Source organism: Streptomyces odontomachi, from assembly GCF_024435355.1.
GTDB lineage: Bacteria > Actinomycetota > Actinomycetes > Streptomycetales > Streptomycetaceae > Streptomyces > Streptomyces odontomachi.
The window spans coordinates 106,408-130,845 of the sequence record NZ_JAMJWG010000013.1 but is presented as its reverse complement, the minus strand read 5'-3'; the positions used below and the strand labels follow the sequence as shown (position 1 = coordinate 130,845).

At 70.7% G+C, this 24,438-nt stretch carries 16 protein-coding genes; 10 read left to right on the top strand and 6 right to left on the bottom strand.

Going from position 1 to position 24,438, the window contains the following annotated elements; all coding sequences use genetic code 11:
• Positions 1–20: 20 nt before the first annotated feature.
• From NQO67_RS25305 to NQO67_RS25295, 3 genes are all read right to left on the bottom strand, one after another.
• Positions 21–401: a tetratricopeptide repeat protein gene (locus NQO67_RS25305; protein ID WP_255952546.1), complete on the bottom strand. Its 381-nt coding sequence runs from the start codon at positions 399–401 to the stop codon at positions 21–23.
• 63 nt (positions 402–464) lie between these two features.
• Positions 465–1,088, bottom strand: coding sequence for a dephospho-CoA kinase (gene coaE, locus NQO67_RS25300; RefSeq protein WP_255952545.1), 624 nt, complete (start codon positions 1,086–1,088; stop codon positions 465–467).
• Positions 1,089–1,198: 110 nt separating this feature from the next.
• Positions 1,199–2,137, bottom strand: a complete 939-nt coding sequence (locus tag NQO67_RS25295; RefSeq protein WP_255952544.1) for a PAC2 family protein — start codon at positions 2,135–2,137, stop codon at positions 1,199–1,201.
• A gap of 326 nt (positions 2,138–2,463) precedes the next feature.
• On the opposite strand from NQO67_RS25295, the gene NQO67_RS25290 reads away from it, so the two are divergent.
• On the top strand, positions 2,464–3,432 hold the full coding sequence (locus NQO67_RS25290) for a right-handed parallel beta-helix repeat-containing protein (protein WP_255952543.1): 969 nt from the start codon (positions 2,464–2,466) through the stop codon (positions 3,430–3,432).
• A gap of 173 nt (positions 3,433–3,605) precedes the next feature.
• On the opposite strand, the gene rpsA is transcribed toward NQO67_RS25290, so the two are convergent.
• Complete coding sequence (rpsA, locus tag NQO67_RS25285; protein ID WP_255952542.1) at positions 3,606–5,099, bottom strand: 30S ribosomal protein S1; 1,494 nt, start codon at positions 5,097–5,099, stop codon at positions 3,606–3,608.
• Between the two features lie 410 nt (positions 5,100–5,509).
• On the opposite strand from rpsA, the gene NQO67_RS25280 reads away from it, so the two are divergent.
• Together NQO67_RS25280 and NQO67_RS25275 are read left to right on the top strand one after the other, a co-directional pair.
• Complete coding sequence (locus NQO67_RS25280) at positions 5,510–6,454, top strand: class I SAM-dependent methyltransferase (protein WP_255952541.1); 945 nt, start codon at positions 5,510–5,512, stop codon at positions 6,452–6,454.
• Between the two features lie 214 nt (positions 6,455–6,668).
• Positions 6,669–9,440: an ATP-dependent RNA helicase gene (locus NQO67_RS25275; RefSeq protein ID WP_255952540.1), complete on the top strand. Its 2,772-nt coding sequence runs from the start codon at positions 6,669–6,671 to the stop codon at positions 9,438–9,440.
• A 127-nt stretch (positions 9,441–9,567) separates the two neighbouring features.
• Here the strand turns inward: NQO67_RS25275 and NQO67_RS25270 are convergent, their stop codons facing one another.
• Both NQO67_RS25270 and polA read right to left on the bottom strand, forming a co-directional pair.
• Complete coding sequence (locus tag NQO67_RS25270) at positions 9,568–11,295, bottom strand: lytic transglycosylase domain-containing protein (RefSeq protein WP_255952539.1); 1,728 nt, start codon at positions 11,293–11,295, stop codon at positions 9,568–9,570.
• Between the two features lie 360 nt (positions 11,296–11,655).
• Entirely contained in the window at positions 11,656–14,397 is a 2,742-nt protein-coding gene (gene polA, locus NQO67_RS25265) for a DNA polymerase I (protein ID WP_255952538.1), read from the bottom strand.
• A 680-nt stretch (positions 14,398–15,077) separates the two neighbouring features.
• Here polA and NQO67_RS25260 point away from each other — a divergent pair.
• From NQO67_RS25260 to NQO67_RS25230, 7 genes are all read left to right on the top strand, one after another.
• The gene (locus NQO67_RS25260; protein ID WP_255952537.1) at positions 15,078–17,357 is read left to right on the top strand and encodes an FdhF/YdeP family oxidoreductase; all 2,280 of its coding nucleotides are present in this window, start codon (positions 15,078–15,080) and stop codon (positions 17,355–17,357) included.
• A gap of 99 nt (positions 17,358–17,456) precedes the next feature.
• Positions 17,457–17,990: a PaaI family thioesterase gene (locus tag NQO67_RS25255; protein WP_255952536.1), complete on the top strand. Its 534-nt coding sequence runs from the start codon at positions 17,457–17,459 to the stop codon at positions 17,988–17,990.
• Between the two features lie 503 nt (positions 17,991–18,493).
• Positions 18,494–19,726 carry a branched-chain amino acid ABC transporter substrate-binding protein gene (locus NQO67_RS25250; protein ID WP_255952535.1) on the top strand — a complete coding sequence of 411 codons (1,233 nt, stop codon included), beginning with the start codon at positions 18,494–18,496 and terminating at the stop codon, positions 19,724–19,726.
• A gap of 116 nt (positions 19,727–19,842) precedes the next feature.
• The gene (locus tag NQO67_RS25245) at positions 19,843–20,772 is read left to right on the top strand and encodes a branched-chain amino acid ABC transporter permease (protein WP_255952534.1); all 930 of its coding nucleotides are present in this window, start codon (positions 19,843–19,845) and stop codon (positions 20,770–20,772) included.
• A gap of 7 nt (positions 20,773–20,779) precedes the next feature.
• Complete coding sequence (locus NQO67_RS25240) at positions 20,780–22,636, top strand: branched-chain amino acid ABC transporter permease (RefSeq protein WP_255952533.1); 1,857 nt, start codon at positions 20,780–20,782, stop codon at positions 22,634–22,636.
• A gap of 3 nt (positions 22,637–22,639) precedes the next feature.
• A complete protein-coding gene (locus NQO67_RS25235) occupies positions 22,640–23,551 on the top strand; it encodes an ABC transporter ATP-binding protein (protein ID WP_255952532.1) in 912 nt (303 codons plus the stop codon).
• On the top strand, positions 23,548–24,264 hold the full coding sequence (locus tag NQO67_RS25230) for an ABC transporter ATP-binding protein (RefSeq protein WP_255952531.1): 717 nt from the start codon (positions 23,548–23,550) through the stop codon (positions 24,262–24,264). Before NQO67_RS25235 ends, NQO67_RS25230 begins: the two co-directional genes overlap by 4 nt.
• The last annotated feature ends 174 nt before the right edge of the window (positions 24,265–24,438 follow it).

The following is a 24,438-nucleotide window of genomic DNA, read 5'->3' as shown; positions in this document are numbered from 1 at the left end:
ACGGTGCGCCCTGTATGGGATCAGGTGTCGAAGCGTGCCGCCTGCACGTACTGCGGCCGCGGGTCGAGGGCGGCCGCCAGTCTGAAATGGCGCAGCGCCTGCTCGGGGCGGCCGGCGCGCTCGTAGGTGCGGGCCAGCGCGAAGTGTGCGAAGGCGTTGTCCGGTTCACGTTCCAGGACGACGCCGAATTCAAGCTCGGCGGAGCGTAGTTGTGCGGCCGCGAAGAACGCGCGGGCGCGCAGCAGGCGGGCCGCGGTGTTCTCGGGGTGTGCGGCGATCACCGGGTCGAGCAGCTTCACCGCGCCCCGGGGGTCGCGCGCGGCCAGCAGTTGCTCGGCGGCGCGGAAGTCGATGACATCGGTCTCGGGGGTCCGTCCGGTGGATCCGCTGCTGTCGGGCACGGCTCAGTCCTTCCCTCGCTGTGTCGTTCAACACCGCACCGCGCGGACGCTATTCCACGCGGCTCATGCCTGCGCGCCTCCCCGCACGCTTGCACGCGCCCGCTGTCGCAGCTCCGCCCAGATGTCACTCACGGTGCGCTGCAACCGCTCCAGCGGGACGTCGTTGTCGATCAGGATGTCGGCGACGGCGCGTCGTTCGTCGCGGGTGGCCTGTGCGGCCATGCGGGCGCGGGCGTCCTCGTCGGTCATGCCGCGCAGCCGCACCAGCCGGTCCAGCTGGGTCGCGGGCGGCACGTCGACGACGAGCACCAGGTCGTACAGCGGAGCGAGCCCGTTCTCGGTGAGCAGCGGCACGTCATGGACGACGACGGCGTCGGGCGGTGCCGCCGCGGCCAGCTCCGCGGACCGCTCGCGCACGAGCGGGTGCACGATCGCGTTGAGCGCGGCCCGCCGGCCGGGGTCGGCGAAGACGATCGAGCCCAGCCGGGGGCGGTCCAGGGAGCCGTCCTCGGCGAGCACACCTGTGCCGAAGGTCTCCACGATCGCCGCGAGTCCCGGGGTGCCGGGCTGCACGACCTCCCGTGCGATCGCGTCGGAGTCCACCAGCACCGCGCCGTGCTCCACGAGCAGTCGCGCCACCTCGCTCTTGCCGGCGCCGATGCCGCCGGTCAGCCCCACGGACAGCATGACCGCGCCTCCACCTCATCGCCCCCGCTCGCGGGGGTGCTTCCCGGTTCCGGTACCGCTTCCGACCCTGCCGGCCGGACCCACCGGAGCACGGCGGGCAGCGTATCCGATCAGTTGTCCCCTTCGCGCTCCGCCAGGAAGCGCTCGAACTGCTGCCCGATCTCATCTGCGGAGGGGATGTCGACGGGCTCGGCGAGCATGTTGCCGCGGGCTTCGGCGCCTGCGGCGGCGTCGTACTGGTGCTCAAGCCCCTGCACGAGGGTGACCAGGTCCTCGTCGCCCTCCTGGACCTGCCGGTCGATCTCGGTCTGGACGCGGTGCGCATCGGTGCGCAGGGTGTGCGCAACGCCGGGCAGCACCAGGCCGGTCGCGGCGGTGATGGCCTCCAGGACGGTCAGCGCGGCATCGGGGTAGGCCGAGCGCGCCACGTAGTGCGGCACATGGGCGGCGACGCCGAGTACGTCGTGGCCGGCCTCGGAGAGGCGGTACTCGATGAGGCCCTCGGCACTGCCGGGCACCTGCGCCTCCTCGAAGGGGCTGCGGTGGCCGGGGACGAGCTCCCGGCGGTTGCCGTGCGGGGTGAGGCCGACGGGGCGGGTGTGCGGGACCCCCATGGGGATGCCGTGGAAGCTCACCGACAGGCGTACACCGAGCCGGTCCACGATCTCCTGCACGGCGGCCGTGAAGCGTTCCCACTCCACATCGGGCTCGGGCCCCGAGAGCAGCAGGAACGGCGCACCGGTGGCGTCCTGGACGACCCGCACCTCAAGGGAGGGGACTTCGTAGTCGGTCCAGCTGCTCTGACGGAAGGTCAGCATCGGCCGGCGTGCGCGGTAGTCCACGAGCCGGTCGTGGTCGAACCGGGCCACCGTCTGCTGGGGCAGCGTGTCAAGGAGTCCTTCGACGATCTGCTCTCCCGTGTCCCCCGCGTCGATGTAGCCGTCGAAGTGGTACAGCATGACCAGGCCTGTCGACTCCTGGGCCAGGGCCATGTCGACGACGGCCAGGCCCTTCGGATCCCACTCGTACAAACCCTGCGGATCAAGCACGACTGCTCCTCCTCACATCCGCCCTGAAGAACGTGCCGCACAGCCCGGATCATTCCCTCTTCACGCAACCGGTCACCCAGGATCTGGTCCAGACCTTGACGCGAACATGCAACCCCTTTACCGTCTCGACCTACCAACCGTTCACATTTGCGCTCATCGATCATATATGCGAACAAAAATCACGATAAAGCATCCCATAACGATCTTCGGGTCCCCTCCCGGCGCTCCATGAGATCGTCCCTGCTCACCCTCGTCCGTTCCTCATCCGTTCCTCATCCGTTCCTCGACCGTCGACACGATCGATGCCTACGGGAAGGCCTTTCTCCATGCGTACCCGAACGCTGCTCATCCCGCTGCTCGCCACTCTCACCGTGGTCGGTGCCGCGTCGGCCGCCCTCGCCGCCGTGCCCGACCGGGCGGCCGGGACCATCGAGGTCAGCACGGCCGCAGAGCTCAAGACGGCGCTCAGCGATGCGGTCCCCGGTGACACGATCCAGCTCGCCGACGGAACCTACACCGGCAACTTCAAGACCACCGTCGCGGGCACCTCAGCCCAGCCGATCACCCTCACCGGCTCCTCCAAGGTGGTGTTCACCGCCGGCGGTGGCTACGGGTTGTATCTGAACGGCGCGTCGTACTGGCGGGTCAAGGGGATCACCATCACGGGCGGCCAGAAAGGCATCGTGATGGACGCGGCGCGCGGCGTCGTCATCGACTCGGTGACGGTGCACGGTCTCGACATGGAGGGCGTGCACTTCCGCAAGTCGAGCAGCGACGGCATCATCCGGAACTCGACGATCTACGACACCGGCAACGACGACAGCGGCATGGGCGAGGGTGTCTACGTCGGCAGCGCCGGCGGCGTCGGCTCCGACGTCAGCGACAACGTCCAGATCCTCGACAACACCATCGGCCCGGACGTCGGCGGCGAGAACATCGACATCAAGGAGGGCACGACCGGCACGGTGGTGTCGGGCAACACGTTCGACGGCAGCGGCCTGACCGGCAACAACTACGACGACTCCTGGGTCGACGTGAAGGGCAATGACGTCGTCGTCGAGAACAACAGGGGCACGCACACCAGCAATGACGGCTACCAGACGCACACCCAGCAGGACGGCTGGGGCTGCGGCACCGTCTTCAAGGGCAATGCCTCGGACCTGACGGGCGCCGGCGGCTCGAACCAGCTCGCCGTCGATGTCACCAACGAGAGCAGCGACTGCCCCACCACGGTCTACAGCAGCAACACGGTGACCGGCGGCAAGGGCCTGACGAACGTCGACGTCACGCCCTGACCTTCCTCGGCCGTACACAAGAACACCCGGGGCCCGCATCCAGTGGATACGGGCCCCGGGTGGTGCCAAGCCATGGGTTCGTGGCTTACGCGGCGACGAGCCGCCGCCCGGGGCGGAGCGGGGGTGCCGGACGCATCTCGGCACCCTCGCTCACCCGCCCGGGCGGGTGATGATCAGCTCTGGCCGCCGGCCAGCTTCTCCCGGAGGGCGGCCAGGGCCTCGTCCGACGCCAGGGCGCCGGAGTTGTCCTGGGCCTCCGAGGAGTAGGAGCCGCCACCGGAGGGAGCCGGAGCGGCCGCCTCGCCGCCCTCGGCGGCCGCCTGGGCGTCCGCCTCGCGCGACTTGATGACCTGCGCCTGGTGCTGCTCGAAGCGCTGCTGCGCCTCGGCGTACTGGTGCTCCCACTCTTCGCGCTGCTTCTCGTACCCCTCGAGCCAGTCGTTGGTCTCGGGGTCGAAGCCCTCGGGGTAGATGTAGTTGCCCTGGTCGTCGTAGGACGCGGCCATGCCGTACAGGGTCGGGTCGAACTCGACCGCGGACGGGTCGGCGCCGAAGGACTCGTTGGCCTGCTTCAGCGAGAGGCTGATGCGGCGGCGCTCCAGGTCGATGTCGATGACCTTGACGAAGATCTCGTCGTTGACCTGGACGACCTGCTCCGGGATCTCCACGTGGCGCTCGGCCAGCTCGGAGATGTGGACCAGACCCTCGATGCCCTCGTCCACCCGGACGAACGCACCGAACGGCACCAGCTTGGTGACCTTGCCGGGGACGACCTGCCCGATCTGGTGGGTACGGGCGAACTGCTGCCACGGGTCTTCCTGGGTCGCCTTCAGCGACAGGGAGACGCGCTCGCGGTCCATGTCGACGTCCAGGACCTCGACCGTGACCTCCTGGCCGACCTCGACGACCTCGGAGGGGTGGTCGATGTGCTTCCAGGAGAGCTCGGAGACGTGCACCAGGCCGTCCACGCCACCGAGGTCCACGAAGGCACCGAAGTTGACGATGGACGAGACCACGCCGGAGCGGACCTGGCCCTTCTGCAAGGTGGTGAGGAAGGTCTGGCGGACCTCGGACTGGGTCTGCTCCAGCCAGGCACGGCGGGAGAGGACCACGTTGTTGCGGTTCTTGTCCAGCTCGATGATCTTGGCTTCGAGCTCCTTGCCCACGTAGGGCTGGAGGTCGCGGACACGACGCATCTCCACGAGGGAGGCCGGCAGGAAGCCGCGGAGGCCGATGTCGAGGATGAGTCCACCCTTGACGACCTCGATGACGGTACCGGTGACGATCCCGTCCTCTTCCTTGATCTTCTCGATGGTGCCCCAGGCACGCTCGTACTGGGCACGCTTCTTCGAAAGGATCAGGCGGCCTTCCTTGTCCTCCTTCTGAAGGACAAGGGCTTCGATCTCGTCGCCGACGGCCACGACCTCGTTCGGGTCGACGTCGTGCTTGATCGAAAGCTCGCGGGACGGAATCACGCCCTCGGTCTTGTAACCGATGTCGAGCAGGACCTCGTCCCGGTCGACCTTCACGATGACGCCGTCGACGATGTCGCCGTCGTTGAAGTACTTGATCGTCTCGTCGATCGCGGCGAGGAAGGCATCCTCGTTACCGATGTCGTTGACCGCTACCTGCGGGGTGGTGGCGGTGGTCTCGGTGCTGCTCGTCATGTGGGAAAGGGCTCCGGTACGGACATTGAAGTCGTAGGTACTGCATTACGCCGAGAGCCGTTTTCGCTCTGTAGAAGCCGGACAGCCTGGAGACGCGCTCCCACCTCCCACCGGGTCGCCCAAGAACCGGGAGGAACCAGAATGCGCCTCGACAACCGAGGGGACATACAACAGATGCGAGCGCAGCCTGCTCTGTCTGAAGCGCGCAGGCCCGCAGCGCAACTTGTAGCATACGGGGGCAGCCGGACAGGGTCAATGCACGAAGAGGCACACCCGGGGCAGATCGCCGCATACCCGGCACACTTCCCGTTGCCTCAGGCCACACTTGCCGCACGGGCACACAACAGCCGCCGGCCCCGGCGCGTCGCACCACGGGCACGGCCGCCTGGGTCCGACCGGAGAATACGACGATGGAGCCCATCATCCAAGAGCGCGATGTGACCGAAGTGCCCCAAGATCGCGCGAGCGATGCTTTCGAGCCGTTCGAGCCGTTCGAGCCTGAGGCCACGCGCCGTGTCGCCACGGCGACGGAGAGCAGCCGCGCCAACCGCGGTTGGTGGGATCAGAACGCCGATGACTACCAGCGCGAGCACGGCGACTTCCTGGGTCACGACCGTTTCGTGTGGGGCCCTGAGGGCCTCGACGAGGCGGCGGCACGGCTGCTGGGGCCGGCCGGAACGCTCCGTGGCAAGAGCGTGCTGGAGCTGGGCGCGGGCGCGGCGCAGTGCGCGCGCTGGCTGGCCGCGCAGGGCGCCCGCCCGGTCGCCCTCGACCTCTCCTTCCGGCAGCTCCAGCACGCGCTGCGGCTCGCCGGCGCGGAGCGCGCGGGAACGGGCGCTGCGGGCGGCCCCGGCGCCGGTGCGGGCGCCCCGGCAGGTTCCGGTGTCCGTCTGGTGCAGGCGGATGCGGGGGCGCTGCCGTTCGCGGACGGCAGCTTCGACCTGGCGTGTTCCGCCTACGGGGCGCTGCCGTTCGTCGCTGATCCGGTGCGGGTGCTGCGGGAGGTGCGGAGGGTGCTGCGGCCGGGGGGACGGTTCGTCTTCTCTGTCACCCATCCGATCCGCTGGGCGTTCCCGGACGAGCCGGGGCCCGAGGGCCTGTCGGTGTCCGCGTCGTACTTCGACCGCACGCCGTATGTGGAACAGGACGAGCAGGGGCGCGCGGTGTACGTGGAGCACCACCGGACGCTCGGCGACCGGGTACGGGACGTGGTCGCCGCCGGCTTCCGCCTGGTCGACCTGGTGGAACCGGAGTGGCCGGCCTGGAACAGCCAGGAGTGGGGCGGCTGGTCGCCGCTGCGGGGGAACCTGATCCCGGGGACGGCCGTATTCGTGTGCGAGGACTGCGAAGGCTGACGCATTCTGGCCGCCTCCGGAGGCGGCCGGGGCCGGCTCGGGGCGGGCCGCTGCGGGGCGCAGGCCGGCCGGATCCCGAACCGTGGGTCTATACGGCGCCGCAGGGTCAGGCGGTGCGCAGCCGGGTGTTCCGTTCGGTCCGAGCAGCGGTGTCGTCGCGCCGGCCCGTGCACCGTCGTGAACCGGCTCCCTGCGGTCCGGAAGACTGGGGCCCGTGATACGGCGTGACGTTCTCGATCAGTTGCCGGTGGCTGCCGCCCAGCCTTCGCTCGACGCGGCGTTGGAGGGGCACGGCACCGCGGTGTTGTGCGCGCCGCCCGGGACCGGCAAGACGACCTTCGTGCCCCTGGCGCTGGCCGGGCTGCTGGCGGACGGCGGGCCGGTGCGGCGCGTCGTCGTAGCCGAGCCGCGGCGCATCGCGGCCCGTGCCGCCGCCCGGCGGATGGCGTGGCTGCTCGGTGAGCGGGTCGGCGGGCGGGTGGGGTACACGGTCCGTGGCGAGCGGGTGGTCGGTCCGGACGCGTGCGTGGAGGTCGTCACGACCGGTGTCCTGCTGCAACGGTTGCAACACGACCAGGAGCTGGCAGGGGTCGACGCCGTCGTCCTCGACGAGTGCCATGAGCGGCATCTGGACGCCGACACGGTGGCCGCTTTCCTGCTGGACGTGCGGGCGGCGCTGCGGCCCGAGCTGCGTCTGGTGGCGGCCTCGGCGACGACGGACGCCGAGGGCTGGGCGCGGCTGCTGGGCGGCGCGCCGGTGATCGAGGCCGAGGGCGTCGCGCATCCCGTCGAGACGGTGTGGGCACCGCCCTCCGCGCCGGTCCGGCCGCCGCACGGGATGGCCGTGGATCCGGCGCTGCTGGCGCATGTGGCGTCGGTGGTGCGCAGGGCGCTCGTGGAACGCGACGGCGACGTGCTCTGCTTCCTGCCGGGCGTCGGCGAGATCGGCCGGGTGGCCGGGCTGCTGGGGGCGCTGCCGGACGTCGAGGTCCTCCAGGTACACGGCCGGGCTCCCGCTGCGGTGCAGGACGCGGTGTTGACCGGTGGCACGGGCCGGCGGGTGGTGCTGGCCACGTCCGTCGCGGAGTCGAGCCTGACGGTGCCGGGCGTGCGGGTCGTGGTCGACTCGGGACTCGCCCGTGAACCACGTACGGATCACGCGCGGGGACTCGGTGCGCTGACGACGGTGCGGGCGTCGCAGGCGTCGGCGCGGCAGCGGGCGGGCCGGGCCGGCCGTGAGGCGCCGGGCACGGTGTACCGCTGCTGGGCGGAGGCGGAGCAGGCCCGGCTGGCACGGTTCGCCACACCGGAGATCCGGACGGCGGATCTGACCGCGTTCGCGCTCCAGGCAGCGTGCTGGGGCGACCCGGATGCCACCGGGCTCGGCCTGCTGGACGCGCCGCCCGCGGGTGCGCTGGCGGCGGCCCGCGCGGTTCTGACGGCGATCGGCGCGGTGGACGAACGGGGCCGTGCCACTCAGCGCGGTGTGCGACTGTCCCGCATCGGACTGCCGCCCCGGCTGGCACGTGCGCTGCTCGACGGGGCGCGCGAGGTGGGGGTGCGGCGCGCGGCCGAGATCGTCGCCCTTCTGAGTGAGGAGCCGCCGCGCTCCTACGGCGACGATCTGACGGCCGCCTGGCGCACCGCACGCCGCGACGCCGCCCGCCCCGGCGCGGGCCCTGGCGACCAGGCGTACGCCGCCCGCTGGCGCCGGGAGGCGGACCGGCTGAGGTCGGCGGCGACCGCGGCGCTGCGCGGCGAGGACGACGACCGAGGCGCGCAGGGACCCGCGTCGGCGCCCGCCCGACCCGGTTCTCCCGGGCCGCGGGCACGAGTCGAGCCGCAGTCCGGGGACGGCACCGGGCATGGGCCGGGCCCGGGCCCCGGGGACGACCGGGCGGCCGGGGCGGTTGCCGCTCTGGCGTTCCCCGAGCGGCTGGCCAGGGCGCGGGGCGGTGCCGCCTATCTGATGGTGTCCGGTACCGGCGCCGAGCTCTTGGACGGGTCGCCCCTGCGGGGTGCGCCGTGGCTGGCGGTCGCGGTGGCGGACCGGCCCGTGGACCGGGCGCACGCCCGCGTGCGACTGGCCGCGCCGGTGGACGAGGACACTGCGCGCCGGGCCGCGGTCACCCTGTACGGCGAGGGTGAGGAGGTCGGCTGGATCGACGGCGACGTGGTGGCCCGCCGGGTCGAACGGCTCGGCGCGGTGGAGCTGGCGGCCCGCCCCTTGCGCGAGCCGGATCCCACCCTGGTACGCGACGCGTTGCTGACCGGTCTGGAACGCGAGGGCCTCGGCCTGCTGCGCTGGACCCGGGAGGCCCGGGAACTGCGGCAACGGCTGGCGTTCCTGCACCGGCGGGCGGTGGCCCACGACGATGACGGGAAGCGGGGCGACGCCGGTGGGCAGGTGGGCGAGGGCCGCGGGCAGCATGCGGGCAACGCGAGCGCGGGAAGGGGAAGCGGCAGAGGTGCCGGCGGAGGGGGCGTCGGCCCGGGGTGGCCCGATGTGTCGGATGGGGCGCTCGTCGCGCGAGCCGGCGCATGGCTGGAGCCCGAGCTGGGGCAGGCCAGGCGGCGGGCGGACCTGGCGCGGATCGACGCGGGTGCCTGTCTGCGGCGGCTGCTGCCCTGGGCGTCGGGTGAGGCGGCCCGGCTGGACGACCTGGCGCCGGAACGGCTCGTGGTGCCCAGCGGGTCCCGGATCCGGGTCGACTACGCGGACCCCGGGCAACCGGTGCTGGCGGTGAAGGTGCAGGAGATGTTCGGTCTGGCGCGGACGCCGGAGGTGGCCGGTGTGCCGGTCCTGGTCCATCTGCTGTCGCCGGCGGGCCGCCCGGCAGCGGTCACCACGGACCTCGCGTCGTTCTGGCAGGAGGGCTATCGGGCGGTCCGGGCCGAGCTGCGCGGCCGGTATCCGAAGCATCCCTGGCCGGAGGATCCTTCGCGGGCGGAGGCGACCCGCTTCACCAAGGCCAAGCGCCCGTGAGCGGGCGGGCGCGCGGGACCTCGGTAGCCCCGGTACTCCCGCAGAACGACGCGGCGCCCGGCACCCTCCAGGGATGCCGGGCGCCGCGTTCGTACCTCGGCTTACGAACCCGCGTGCGTCATCCGTCCTAGGACGCCGTCGCCGAAGACGTCGCCGTCGGTGTCGCCGTGGCGGAGTCCGCCTCGACCTTCAGCTGGACGTCGAGCTGGGCACCGCCCTCGGTGGTGATGCGGAGCAGGAAGGTGCCGGTGGTGTCGTCGGCGTACAGGGTCGGGAGCTTCAGCACGCCGTTGGCGTCGGTCTTCAGGTCGTCCAGGGTGCGCACCGTCAGCCCGGCGTCGCTCTTGAAGTAGGGGCCCTTGACGTTGGTCGACGGGTCGTCCGCGGACTTGATGAGCGTGGCGGTGGCCGCGACACCGGGTGCGACAGCGCCCTTGTACGTGGCCTTGACCTCCACCGCCTGCTCGAACTGCTCGCCCGGCTTGCACACCAGCTCGTCGGTGCTGGTGCGGGCCAGCGCGTCGGCCTGGCGCGCGGTCACGCTCGCGTCGAAGTCCAGTGCGGGGACGGTGCTTCCGACGACGGTGGCACGGATCGTGAAGTCGCCCACCTCGTCGCCGGCCTGGAGGACGGGTGCCGTGGCGATGCCGTCGGTGCCGGTCAGGACCGAGGCGGTGGTGGCGCCGCCCTCGAAACTGGCGTCCGTGACGCCGACGATGGCGAACTGCACCCGGACCCGGCTCACCGCAGCGCCGTCGGCGTCCTGCGTACGGGCCTTCACCCGCTCGGTGAACGCGTCGCCCGCCATTGCGGTGAGCGTGCCCGTGCCCGCGTTCTTGATGCCGGTGACGGTCTCCTCGGGGGTCTGGGGGCTGTTCGAGCCGTCCCCGGGGTCCGACGAGCCGGGATCCGGGTCACCGGGCTCGTGGGTGGCGGGCGGGGAGCCGCCCGTGTCGTTCCCGGGCTTGTGGGGCTTGGCGGGGGTCTTGTCCTTGGAACCCGGATCGGTGCCGGTGGACCCGTCGCTGCGGTCCTGCGGCACGGCTCCCGAGCCGTTCGGCACCTCGTGGGTGCCCTTGCGGTAGTACTCGTACCAGGACAGGACGGTGCTCAGGTAGTCCTGCGAGCGGTTGTAGCTGAGGATCGCCGCGTGCAGGTTGCCGGTCTGGGAGAGGTCACGGCCCGAAGCGCACAGGTAGTGGCCTGCGGCGAGCGCAGCGTCATAGATGTTGTTGGGGTCCTTCTTGCCGTCGCCGTTGCCGTCGGCGCCCCAGCCCTGGTGGTTGGGGCCGCCCCGGGCCCACGTCGACGGGATGAACTGCATCGGCCCGACGGCACGGTCGTGCACCGTGTCGCCGTCGTAGCGACCGCCGTCGGTGTCACGGATCGCCGCGAAGCCATGGCCGTCGAGCACCGGACCGAGGATGGGGGCGAGGGTCGTGCCCTGCGCGTCGACCTGTCCGCCACGCGCCTGGCCGGACTCGACCTTGCCGATGGCGGCGAGGAGTTCCCAGCGGAGGTTGCAGCCCGGCTGGGAGCGGCCCAGCGAGGCTTCCGCCTTCTTGTAGGCGTCGAGCAGCGTGGCGGGTATGCCCGCTTCGGTGCCGCCGGCAGTCGGCGGATGGTCCACGGAGGGGGGCGCCGTGGGGCTGTTGAGCGGGGGAAGGTCCGTGTAGTAGGGCGAATCGCCCGTCGCTGACGAGTCGTCGTCAGGTATCGAGTCGGACGTGTGCCCGTGATGGGAGCCTTCGATCACGCTGGGGGCCTGGGACGCGGAGAGTGCCGCGATCGCGGCCGCGGCCAGCGCGGTCGTCGCCGCTCCCCTGCGAAGCCTCCTGCCGAATTGCGCCGCCATTGCAGCCAACCCCTCCGTTCGACCGGTCGTCTTCGCCGTGCGCTCCCGGCACGACAATTCCAGTGACCCTACGGCAACTTCCTATGCAGAGACACCTGTTACTGCCCGGATTTCACCGATTGGCTACATACACGACATCATGCCGACGGGATTCGTACGGTGCTGGCCGGGGATGCACTCCCACCGTAGCCCAGGCGTGTTAGCGGCCGAACGCCAGTACGCCAGGGCGGGGGCAGGGGCGGAGAGGCCCGCCCCGGCGCGCGCACTGCCTGCGCCGGACTCTTGGCCCGGCACGCGAACATGAGCCGATGGCCCCGCGACCCCATATGGGGCCATGGGGTCACAAGGTGACGAAAGGCCTCAGTGCGCCGCCGACTCCCAGTTCGGGCCCACGCCCACCGAGACGTCCAGCGGGGCGCGCAGTTCGACCGCTGAGGCCATCTCCTGGCGGACGATCTCCTCGGCCGCGCCACGCTCGCCGGGGGCGATCTCCAGGACGACTTCGTCATGGACCTGGAGCAGCATCCGGGACTTCAACCCGGCCTGCGTCAGGGCCTGGTCGACCTTCAGCATCGCGATCTTGACGATATCGGCGGCCGTGCCCTGAATGGGCGCGTTCAGCGCCATGCGCTCGGCCATCTCGCGGCGTTGGCGGTTGTCGCTGTTGAGGTCGGGCAGGTAGCGGCGGCGACCGAGCATGGTCTCGGTGTATCCGGTGGCCCTGGCCTCGTCGACGGCGCGACGCAGGTAGTCGCGCACACCGCCGAAGCGCTCGAAGTAGGTCTCCATCAGGGCACGGGCCTCGGCCGCCTCGATGCCCAGCTGCTGGGAGAGGCCGAAGGCGGACAGGCCGTAGGCCAGGCCGTACGACATGGCCTTGATCTTGCGGCGCATCTCGGCGTCGACGGCGGAGCGGTCCACCCCGAACACCTGCGAGGCGACGGTCGAGTGCAGGTCCTCGCCGGAGGTGAACGCCTCGATGAGGCCCTCGTCCTCGGAGAGGTGGGCCATGACGCGCAGCTCGATCTGGCTGTAGTCGGCGGTCATGAGGGATTCGAAGCCCTCGCCGACGACGAAGCCGCGGCGGATGGCGCGGCCCTCCTCGATACGGACCGGCACGTTCTGCAAGTTGGGGTCGGTGGACGACAGACGGCCGGTCGCGGCGACGGTCTGGCTGAAGCTGGTGTGGATGCGGTCGTCCGCGGCGATGGACTTGATCAGGCCCTCGACGGTCACCCGCAGCCTGGCCTGCTCGCGGTGGCGCAGCATGATGACCGGCAGCTCGTGGTCGGTCTGGGTGGCGAGCCAGGCGAGCGCATCGGCGTCGGTGGTGTAGCCCGTCTTGGTCTTCTTCGTCTTGGGCAGGGCCAGCTCGCCGAAGAGGACTTCCTGGAGCTGCTTGGGCGAGCCCAGGTTGAACTCGTGGCCGACGGAGGCGTGGGCCTCCTTGACGGCCTGCTGCACGGCCGCGGCGAAGGTCTGCTCCATGGTCTCCAGGTGCGGGCGGTCGGCTGCGATGCCGTGCCGCTCCATGCGGGCCAGCAGGGCGGACGTGGGCAGCTCGATGTCGGTGAGCAGCTCGGCGGCGCCGACCTCCTTCAGCCGGTCGCCGAAGGCGGTGCCCAGATCGAGGATGGTGCGGGCCTGCACCATCAGGGTCTCGGCCTCGGCGTGCTCATCGGTGCCGAAGGCCAGCTGGCCGTCGGCCTCGGCGGCGGGCACCAGCTCGCGGCCCAGGTACTCCAGCGAGAGCGCGTCGAGCGCGAAGCTGCGGCGGCCCGGCTTGACCAGGTACGCGGCCAGGGCGGTGTCCATGCTGACGCCCTCGACGTGCCAGCCGTGCTCGGCGAAGACCCGCATGGCGCCCTTGGCGTCATGCAGCACCTTGGGCTTGGTCGGGTCGGCCAGCCAGGCGGCGAAGGCGCTCTCGTCGGACTCGTCGAGCTGGGTGGGGTCGAACCAGGCGGCGGCGCCTCCGGCGGCGGCCAGGGCGACCTCGGCGACCGCGCCGGTGCCGAGCCGCCAGCTGTCGACGGTGGCGAGACCGAGGACCGCGTTGCCGTGCTCGGCTAGCCAGGGCGCCAGCTCGCCGGTGCCCAGCACGGCGCCGTCCAGCTCGATGCCCTCGGTGACCGGGGTGGCCTCCGCCTCGGCGGCGCCGGGGTCGACGGCCAGCAGCCGCTCGCGCAGGTTCGGATTCCGGATCTCCAGGGTGTCCAGGACCATCGCGACGGCCTTGCGGTCGTAGGCGGCGCGCTCCAGGTCGGCGACGACCTTGGGGAGCTCGACGGTGCGGTGCAGCTCGGTCAGGCGGCGGTTGAGCTTGACGGCGTCCAGGTGGTCGCGGAAGTTCTGACCGGCCTTGCCCTTGACCTCGTCGGCGCGGGCCACCAGCTCGTCGAACGAACCGAACTGGTTGATCCACTTGGCGGCGGTCTTCTCGCCGACGCCGGGGATGCCCGGAAGGTTGTCCGACGGGTCACCGCGCAGCGCGGCGAAGTCGGGGTACTGCTCCGGGCTGAGGCCGTACTTCTCCTGCACCTTCTCGGGCGTGAAGCGGGTGAGCTCGGACACGCCCTTGGTGGGGTAGAGCACCGTGGTGTGCTCGCTGATGAGCTGGAACGAGTCGCGGTCGCCGGTGACGATCAGCACCTCGAAGCCGGCTTCTTCGGCCTGGGTGGCGAGGGTGGCGATGATGTCGTCGGCCTCGAAGCCCTCGACGGCGAACCGGTCCGCGTGCATCGCGTCCAGCAACTCGCCGATCAGCTCGACCTGGCCCTTGAACTCGTCCGGGGTAGTGGAGCGGTTCGCCTTGTACTCGGCGAACTCCGCGGAGCGCCAGGTCTTGCGGGAGACGTCGAACGCCACGGCGAAGTGGGTGGGCGCCTCGTCACGGAGGGTGTTCGCCAGCATCGACGCGAAGCCGTAGATCGCGTTGGTCGGCTGGCCCGTGACGGTCGTGAAATTCTCCGCGGGCAGCGCGAAGAACGCGCGATATGCCAGGGAATGTCCGTCCATGAGCATCAGGCGGGGGCGCGAGGGGGTCCCGCCGGACGGTTTCCCGGTCGACTTCTTGCTCTGCTTCGATGCGTTCTCTGCCACGGGTCGATCCTGCCACGCGGCACTGACACCGCGGGCCACCCGGCGGCCGCCGGGTGGCCCGGGTGCCCGGGGTCCCTCGGGGTTGGCGCCGGGCGGCGTTCCCCGCGCCCCTTGTGCGGGCGCCTCGCGGCGCCCCCCGGCCGGGGGGTGGGTGCGGTCTCGTTCGGGACGCCAGCCCGGTGGGTGGTTGCTCGCGCAGTTCCCCGCGCCCCTTCATTCAGGCGCCTCCGGCGCCCCCCACCACCCGCTGCGAGCGTGAGTTTGCTTGCGCTCACGCGGCCGAGCCGTATGGCGAGCAACGGGCAAACGGTGAATCCTGCGGCGCCGGGGCAACGGCGGTCCCGAGAAGGGGCGCGGGGAACTGCGCGACCATCCCCCTGCTGCCGGCAGGTCGCCACCGGGCGGATGGGGCACCCCGTGCCCCTACGGCGCTCCCAGCCCGCCGGGGGGCAAGCGGCTGGGGCCGTCAGGAGCCCGTTGCCGTGCGCGGCGGCTCCGCGTCCCGGAACGGGGTCCGACGTGGCACGATCGGTGCCACGGGGTCGTTGGTGTGAGTGCCCTGCCGGTGGTGGCGGACCCCGGATGGACGGGGTCGGGGTACCCGTAGGGCCGCGGCGCCGGCATCGTGGCGTCGCGCGTGGCGGCCGGCAGGACAGAAGTGTGCGCGAAAGGGAACCGAGATGGCCAGTAAGCCGCCGAAGGGCGATCCGGTGCAGGACGCCCCGCAGGTTGCCCAGCCGCGGCATGCGGCCGCCGGGCTGCCCGCCATCGGGCACTCGCTGCGCATGGCGCAGCAGCAGATGGGCGTGCGCCGCACGGCGCTCACCCTGCTGCGGGTCAACCAGAAGGACGGCTTCGACTGCCCGGGCTGCGCCTGGCCGGAGCCGGCCGAGCGGCACACGGCGGAGTTCTGCGAGAACGGCGCGAAGGCGGTCGCCGAGGAGGCCACGCTGCGCCGGGTGACGCCGGACTTCTTCGCCGCCCACCCGGTGGCGGACCTGGCCCGCCGCAGCGGTTACTGGCTGGGCCAGCAGGGCCGGCTGACCCATCCCATGTACCTGGCGGAGGGCGCCGAGCGGTACGAGCCGGTGAGCTGGGAGCAGGCGTTCGACATCGTCGCCGAGGAGCTGGGCGCGCTCGGGTCGGCCGACGAGGCGGTCTTCTACACCTCGGGCCGGACCAGCAACGAGGCGGCTTTCCTGTACCAGCTGTTCGCCCGCGAGTTCGGCACGAACAACCTGCCGGACTGCTCCAACATGTGCCACGAGTCGTCCGGCTCCGCACTGACCGAGACGCTGGGGGTCGGCAAGGGCAGCGTGTCGTTGGAGGATCTCTACGAGGCAGATCTGATCATCGTTGCAGGGCAGAATCCGGGGACGAACCACCCCAGGATGCTCTCCGCGCTGGAGAAGGCGAAGGCGGGCGGTGCGCAGATCATCACCGTCAATCCGCTGCCCGAAGCCGGCATGGAGCGGTTCAAGAACCCGCAGACGCCGAAGGGCCTCACCAAGGGCGCGCCGCTCACCGATCTCTTCCTCCAGATCCGGCTCGGCGGCGACCAGGCCCTCTTCCGGCTGCTGAACAAGCTGATCATCGAGACGGACGGCGCGGTGGACGAGGCGTTCGTCGCCGCGTACACGCAGGGCTACGACGCGTTCGTCGCCGCGGCCCGCGCCGCCGACTGGGACGAGACGCTGGCCGCGACCGGCCTGACCCGCGCCGCGATCGAGCAGGCGCTCGGCATGGTGCTGGCGTCCCGGCGCACCGTGGTCTGCTGGGCCATGGGCCTCACCCAGCACAAGCACGCGGTGCCGACCATCCGCGAGGTGGTGAACTTCCTGCTGCTGCGCGGCAACGTGGGCCGCCCCGGCGCGGGCGTGTGCCCGGTGCGCGGCCACTCCAACGTGCAGGGCGACCGCACCATGGGCATCGTCGAGCGTCCGACGCCCGCGCTGCTGGCGGCCCTGGAGCGGGAGTTCGGCTTCACCCCGCCGCGAGAGCACGGCTATGACGTGGTGAACGCGATCAGGGCGCTGCGGGACGGTCACGCGAAGGTGTTCTTCGCGATGGGCGGCAACTTCGTGTCGGCCTCTCCGGACACCGAGGTCACCGAGGCGGCGATGCGCCGGGCGCGTCTGACGGTGCACGTCTCCACCAAGCTGAACCGCTCACACACGGTCACCGGCGCACGGGCGCTGATCCTGCCCACCCTGGGCCGCACGGAGCGCGACCTCCAGGGCAGCGGTGAGCAGTTCATCACCGTCGAGGACTCGATGGGGATGGTGCACGCCTCACGGGGCCGGCTGGATCCGGCCGGCGCCCACCTGCTGTCCGAGCCGGCCATCGTGTGCCGGCTCGCGCGCCGCGTGCTGGGCCCGGAGTCGGCCACGCCCTGGGAGGAGTTCGAGAAGGACTACGGCACCATCCGGGACCGCATCGCCCGGGTCGTCCCGGGCTTCGAGGACTTCAACACCAAGGTGGCGAACCCGGGAGGCTTCGCCCTGCCGCACGCCCCGCGCGACGAGCGCCGCTTCCCCACGGCCACCGGCAAGGCCCTCTTCACCGCCGCTCCCGTGACGTTCCCGAAGCTCCCCGAGGGCCGGCTGCTGCTCCAGACGTTGCGTTCGCACGACCAGTACAACACCACCGTCTACGGCCTGGACGACCGCTACCGCGGCATCCGCGGCGGGCGCCGGGTGGTGCTGGTCCACCCGGACGACGCCGCCGGTCTCGACCTGGCCGACGGGTCGTACGTGGACCTGGTCAGCGAGTGGGAGGACGGCGTGGAGCGCCGGGCGCCCGGGTTCCGGGTGGTGCACTACCCCACCGCGCGCGGCTGCGCCGCCGCGTACTACCCGGAGACCAATGTGCTGGTGCCGCTGGACGCGACCGCCGACACCAGCAACACCCCCGCGAGCAAGTCCGTCGTGGTGCGTCTCGAGCAGCCGGCCGGCGGCTAAGCATTTGCTCAGTCGGGGCCGGTGCGTATGAGATGGATCCGCACACCCCCGACCAGCACCACGCACCATGCGCCACGCACCACGAATGGAGCCCGACCCATGGCGGAGCAGCACGCCACGCAGCATTCCGTGACGTTCCCGCAGGAGGTGATCGACGAGTTCGCGACGCTCGGCGTCGACCTGCCCGCGCTGTTCTCCGCCGGCGCGCTCGGCAACCGGATGGGCGTCGAGGTCAGCCATGCCGCGGCGGACCGGGTGAGGGGCAGCATGCCCGTCGAGGGCAACACCCAGCCCTACGGGCTGTTGCACGGCGGCGCGTCCGCGGTGCTCGCCGAGACGCTCGGTTCGATCGGCGCGATGCTGCACGCCGGCCCGCACAGGGTGGCCGTCGGCGTCGACCTGAACTGCACGCACCACCGCGGCGTCCGCTCCGGCCGGGTCACCGGTGTCGCCACGCCGCTGCACCGGGGTCGCGCCACGGCCACCTACGAGATCGTGATCACGGACGAGCAGGACCGGCGGGTGTGCACGGCCCGTCTCACCTGCCTGTTGCGGGAGGCCCACGCGAACGGCGCGTCGAACAGCGCGTCGAACGGCTCTGCAAACGGCACCGCGAACGGCGCAGCGGGCTGAGCAGCCCCCGGCGCGGCGGGTGCCGGCTCGCCGGAATATCGTGAACCCGCCGCTTCCGGCCCGAGTGATACACGGACGGGAATGTGCAAAAGCACCACGGAATGACGGACTTCTTTTCCTGGAAGTAACACTGCGTAATGTGCGCGCAAAGTTGGCGCCGAGTTTCCGGCCACTCGGCATACCCGTCCGGTCTTTTCACGACGGACACCGCCGCGCGCTCCCGACCGGCGGTGTCATGAGCAAACTACACTGACGCTCCTGCCGGTTCACACCCGCCAGACTGGCCCCTAGGAGTCATCAACCCCCAGCCACCCCTGGCTTAACGTCGTAATAGTCCGACTCATAACAAGAGCGTCACAGCATTGGCCTGAACACTCCACTATCCACAAACGCGCGTTTAGAGTCACGGCCAGTCACCGCGCCCACCGGATTCTTTGTCAGTTCGGTTCCAGCGCTCGACCCGGCCTCCCAGGAAGGGACGGCTGTCCCCGAAAGGACTGATCGTGCGCCAACGTTCGCTCATAGCCATCACCGCAGCTCTCACCGCGGGGGCACTCACCCTCACCGCCTGTGGCTCGCGCGACGACAAGAACACGTCGGGAGGCGGCGGCGACACCACCACGGTCGTCATCGGCGTCGACACCCCGCTGACCGGCGACCTCTCCGCGGTCGGCATCGGCATCCGCAACTCCGCGGACCTCGCCGCCAAGCAGGCCAACGCCAAGAAGTACGTCGACGGCGTCACGTTCAAGATCGAGCCGCTGGACGACCAGGCCCAGGCCTCCTCGGGCCAGACCAACGCCACCAAGATGACCGGCGACTCGAAGGTGCTCGCCGCCGTCGGCCCGCTGAACTCGAACGTCGCCGAGTCGATGCAGAAGGTCTACTCGACCGCCAACATGCTGCAGGTCTCGCCCGCCAACACCAACCCCTCCCTGTCCCAGGGACAGAACTGGAGCAAGGGCGAGAAGAAGCGCACGTACTCCACGTACTTCCGCACCTGCACCACCGACGCGGTCCAGGGCCCGTTCGCCGCGGACTACTACTACAAGACCAGGAAGCTGAAGTCGGTCTTCGTCGTCGACGACAAGAAGACCTACGGCGCCGGTCTCGCGGGCACCTTCAAGCAGGAGTTCACCAAGCTCGGGGGCAAGGTGGTCGGCACCGACCACGTGAACCCCGAGGCCAGGGACTTCTCGGCGGTGGTCACCAAGATCAAGAGCGCCAAGCCCGACCTGGTCTACTACGGCGGCGAGTACCCGGCCGGCGGTCCGCTGAGCAAGCAGCTCAAGGCGGCCGGCGTGAAGGCCCCGCTGGCGGGCGGCGACGCCCTGGAGTCCCCCGAGTTCATCAAGCTCGCGGGCGGCAACAACAACGGCGACTTCGCCACCCTGGTCGGCCTGCCCGTCGAGCAGCTGGACTCGGCCAAGGAGTTCATCAGCAACTACAAGAAGGCCGGCTACAAGGACCCGTACGAGACCTACGGCGGTTACTCGTACGACGCCACCTGGACGGTCATCGAGGCCGTGAAGAAGGTCGTCGAGGAGAACGACGGCAAGCTGCCCGACGACGCCCGCGCCAAGATCGCGAAGGCCGCGCAGGACGTGTCGTTCAAGGGCGTCACCGGCGATGTCGCCTTCGACGAGTTCGGTGACACCACCAACAAGCAGATCACCGTGTACGAGGTGCAGAAGGGCAAGCTCGTCGCCGTGCACTCGGGCGTGTTCAAGGGCTGACAAGCCCCCGAGCAACACCCACAACCCACCGGCCGCGCGGGACGCCCACCATGGCGCCCGCGCGGCGTCACCCCGGGCCACGGTGCCCGGCACCCCGAAAAGTCGGAGGGACCGCGGTGCACGAACTGCCGCAACAGCTGGTCAACGGCCTGCTCCTGGGAGCCATGTACGGCCTGATCGCCATCGGTTACACGATGGTCTACGGCATCGTCCAGCTCATCAATTTCGCCCATGGTGAGATCTTCATGACCGGCGGCTTCGGCGCCCTGACCGTGTGGCTGTGGCTACCGTCCGGCACCAGCATGTGGGTCGCCCTACCCCTGATGATCATCGGTGCGATCGTCATCGCCGGACTGATCGGCATCGGTGCGGAACGCTTCGCCTACCGGCCGCTGCGCGGCGCACCGCGACTGGCACCGCTGATCACGGCGATCGGCCTCTCGCTCGCCCTCCAGCAGGCCGTCTGGGCGTGGTACCCGGGCGCCAAGTCGTCACGGACCTTCCCGCAGATCGCCGGCGGGCCGTTCCACATCCTCGGCGCCGACATCCAGACCGGTGACGTCTTCCTGATCGTCGCCTCCGTCCTGTGCGTGGCGTTCCTCGGCTGGTTCGTGATGCGCACCCGGATCGGGCGCGGCATGCAGGCCACCGCGCAGGACCCCGACACCGCCAAGCTGATGGGCATCAACACCGACCGGGTCATCGTGGTGGCCTTCGCCCTCGGTGCCGCGTTCGCCGGCATCGCCGCCGTCGCCTGGGGTCTGAAGTACGGCCAGATCAACTACCGGATGGGCTTCCTGATGGGCCTGAAGGCCTTCACGGCGGCCGTCCTCGGTGGCATCGGCAACATCTACGGAGCCATGGTGGGCGGTCTGGTCCTCGGCGTCGCCGAGACCCTCACCACCGCCTACATCTCCAACGTGCCCGGCATGGAGCAACTCGGCGGCCAGACCTGGGCCGACGTCTGGGCCTTCGTACTCCTCATCGTCGTACTCCTCGTCAGGCCGCAGGGTCTCTTCGGCGAGCGCGTCGCGGACAGGGCGTGAGATCACGATGACCACACAGCCGACACAGAGCACCCCCGCGAAGGACCGCAGCAAGGGCGCCGGCACCGCGCCCGCCGGGCACCGACTGATACCCCTGCCCGAGAAGGCGGCTCGGGCCACGGCCACCGCGGGCGGCTTCCTGACGGTGCTGTCCTGCTTCCTGTCCTGGACCTGGACCGCCGCCTTCCCGGGCGATCTGACCGTCTACGCCTACCCGGGCGGCCTGCAATGGCTGGTGCTGGTCGCCGGCGCCCTGACGACGCTGCTGGGGCTGGCCTCGTACGGCGTGAAGCCGCTGCGCTTCCTGGCCCCCGCGTCGGCCGACCCCGGTCTCCGGCTCGCCGCGCTGGGCGCCTTCACCACCGCCTGGTACACGGTTCTGGCCATCGCCGTCGAGCTGGGCGGCCTGGCGAACCTGGAGCCCGGCGGCTGGGTCGTGGCCGTCGTCTCGCTGGCCACCCTGCTCGGCGCCATGGCACTGCCCTTCCAGCCACCCGAGCGGCATCCCGCGGACCCGGAGGCAACCGCCTGGGAACGCTTCCGGCACCAGGTCCGGCAGTCCTGGGAGACCTTCCGCGCCTCCTTCGCCGCCCCGGCCGCGCGCCCGCTGCGCTCGCTCCCGGCGGTCGCCGAGATCCTCGTCATCGTCGCGGCGATGGTGGTCGGCCTCGGCGTCTTCACCTACGGCATCGGCACGGAGTACGACGAGGCGTTCGTCGGGTTCCTGCTCACCGCCGGCTTCGGCTTCGCTGCCGTGAACAAGTCCGGGCTGATCTCGCACGTGTCCACGATCACCGGGCGGCACCGCAACGTCACCCTGGTCGGCGCCTTCGTCGCCGCGGCGCTCTTCCCCTTCACACAGAGCAACGACCAGTACGCCACCCTCGGCGTGTACATCCTGATCTTCGCCACGGTCGCGCTCGGCCTGAACACCGTCGTCGGCCTCGCCGGCCTGCTCGACCTCGGTTACGTGGCCTTCCTCGGGGTCGGCGCCTACGCCGCCTCCATGGTGTCCGGCTCCCCGTACTCGCCCTTCCACGTGCATCTGCCGTTCTGGGGGGCGCTGCTGGTGGGCGGCGCCGCCTCGCTGGTGTTCGGGGTGCTCATCGGTGCGCCGACGCTACGGCTGCGCGGCGACTACCTGGCGATCGTGACCCTCGGCTTCGGTGAGATCTTCCGGATCACCGCCAACAACCTGGACGGCACCTCGGGTCCCGACATCACCAACGGCTCCAACGGCATCCCCTCCATCCCGGACCTGAAGATCTTCGGGTTCGACTTCGGCGTCACCCACGACATCGTCGGTTTCACCATCGGCCGGTTCGCCAACTACATGCTGCTGATGCTGCTCATCACGCTCGTCGTGGTGCTCGTCTTCCGGCGCAGCGGGGACTCCCGGATCGGGCGCGCCTGGATCGCCATCCGTGAGGACGAGACGGCGGCGCTGGCCATGGGGATCAACGGGTTCCGGGTCAAGCTGGTCGCCTTCGCGCTCGGCGCCACGCTCGCCGGCCTGGCCGGCACCGTCCAGGCGCACGTGACGTACACGGTGACGCCCGAGCAGTACCAGTTCGCCAACTCCGTGCCGCCCAACTCGGCGTTCCTGCTGGCCGCCGTCGTGCTCGGGGGCATGGGCACCATCAGCGGCCCGCTGGTCGGCGCCGCGCTGCTCTACCTGATCCCGAACAAGCTCCAGTTCCTCGGCGACTACCAGCTCTTCGCCTTCGGTCTCGCCCTGGTCATCCTGATGCGCACCCGGCCCGAGGGCCTGATTCCCAACCGGCGCCGTCAGCTGGAGTTCCACGAGGCGGAGATGCCGCCGCTCGCCGAGACGCCCGCAGTCCTCAGCAAGGCAGGGGCCTGAGCCATGACCACCGACACCACCATCCCCGAGGCCCACTCCACGGCCGCCCCGGCCGCGCGGACCGTGCTCGACGCACGCGGCGTCACCATGCGGTTCGGCGGGCTCACCGCGGTCCGCTCGGTCGACCTGACCGTCGGCAGCGGCGAGATCGTCGGTCTGATCGGACCCAACGGCGCCGGCAAGACCACCTTCTTCAACTGTCTGACCGGCCTGTACACGCCGACCGAGGGCGAGGTCCGCTTCAAGGGCAGCGTGCTGCCGTCCAAGCCGTACAAGGTGACCGCGACCGGCATCGCCCGGACGTTCCAGAACATCCGGCTCTTCGGCAACATGACGGCGCTGGAGAACGTCCTGGTCGGCCGGCACACCCGGACGAAGGAAGGGCTCTGGTCGGCATTGCTGCGCGGCCCCGGCTTCCACAAGGCCGAGGCGCGCAGCCGCGCCCGGGCGCTGGAACTGCTGACCTTCGTCGGCCTGCACGACAAGGCGGAGCACCTCGCCCGCAACCTGCCCTACGGCGAGCAGCGCAAGCTGGAGATCGCCCGCGCACTGGCCAGCGAGCCGGGGCTGCTGCTGCTCGACGAGCCGACCGCCGGCATGAACCCGCAGGAGACCAGGGCCACCGAGGAACTGGTCTTCGCGATCCGGGACCGGGGCATCGCGGTGCTCGTCATCGAGCACGACATGCGCTTCATCTTCAATCTCTGCGACCGGGTCGCGGTGCTCGTGCAGGGCGAGAAGCTCGTGGAAGGCGACAGCGCCACCGTCCAGGGGGACGACCGCGTCATCGCCGCCTATCTCGGCGAACCCTTCGACGGCGCTCCCGGTGACGACGCCGACGCCGCGGACGACGCCGAGACCGGTGTGATCACCAGCGCCGAGGTCGGGCACACAGCCAAGGAGAACGACCGATGACCGCACTCCTCGAGGTCGAGGACCTCCGAGTCGCCTACGGCAAGATCGAGGCCGTCAAGGGCATCTCCTTCAGTGTCGAGGCCGGCTCCGTCGTGACCCTCATCGGCACCAACGGCGCCGGGAAGACGACCACCCTGCGCACCCTGTCCGGCCTGCTCAAGCCGGTGAGCGGGCACATCAGGTTCAACGGCAAGGTGCTGCGTGGCTACCGGGCCGACCGGATCGTGGCCCTGGGCCTGGCCCACTCCCCCGAGGGTCGGCACCTCTTCCCCCGGATGACCATCGAGGACAACCTCCGGCTCGGTGCGTATCTGCGCACCGACAGGGAGGGCATCGACAAGGACATACAGCGGTACTACGAGCTGTTCCCGATCCTCGGTGAGCGCCGGAAGCAGACCTCGGGCACCCTGTCCGGCGGTGAGCAGCAGATGCTCGCGATGGCGCGGGCGCTGATGTCCCGGCCCAAGCTGCTCATGCTCGACGAGCCCTCCATGGGCCTCTCGCCGATCATGATGCAGAAGATCATGTCGACCATCGCCGAGCTGAAGGGTCAGGGCATGACCATCCTGCTCGTCGAGCAGAACGCCCAGGCGGCGCTCAGGCTCGCGGATCACGGTCATGTCATGGAGGTCGGCAAGATCGTCCTCTCCGGCACCGGGGACGACCTGCTCCACGACGAATCGGTACGCAAGGCGTACCTCGGCGAGGACTAGCGTCGCCGAGTCATGTCGGGGTGCGCCCCTTCCAGGGGGCGCCCACCCAGGGGCGCGGGGCTGTGTCAATGTGCGGCTCCGCCGCGCGGGCGCGATCGGCCACGACGCGACCTTGCCGGTCGCCATCGGCCCGAAGGGGCAGTTCCCGTCGCACCCCGACCACCGGCCAGTAGG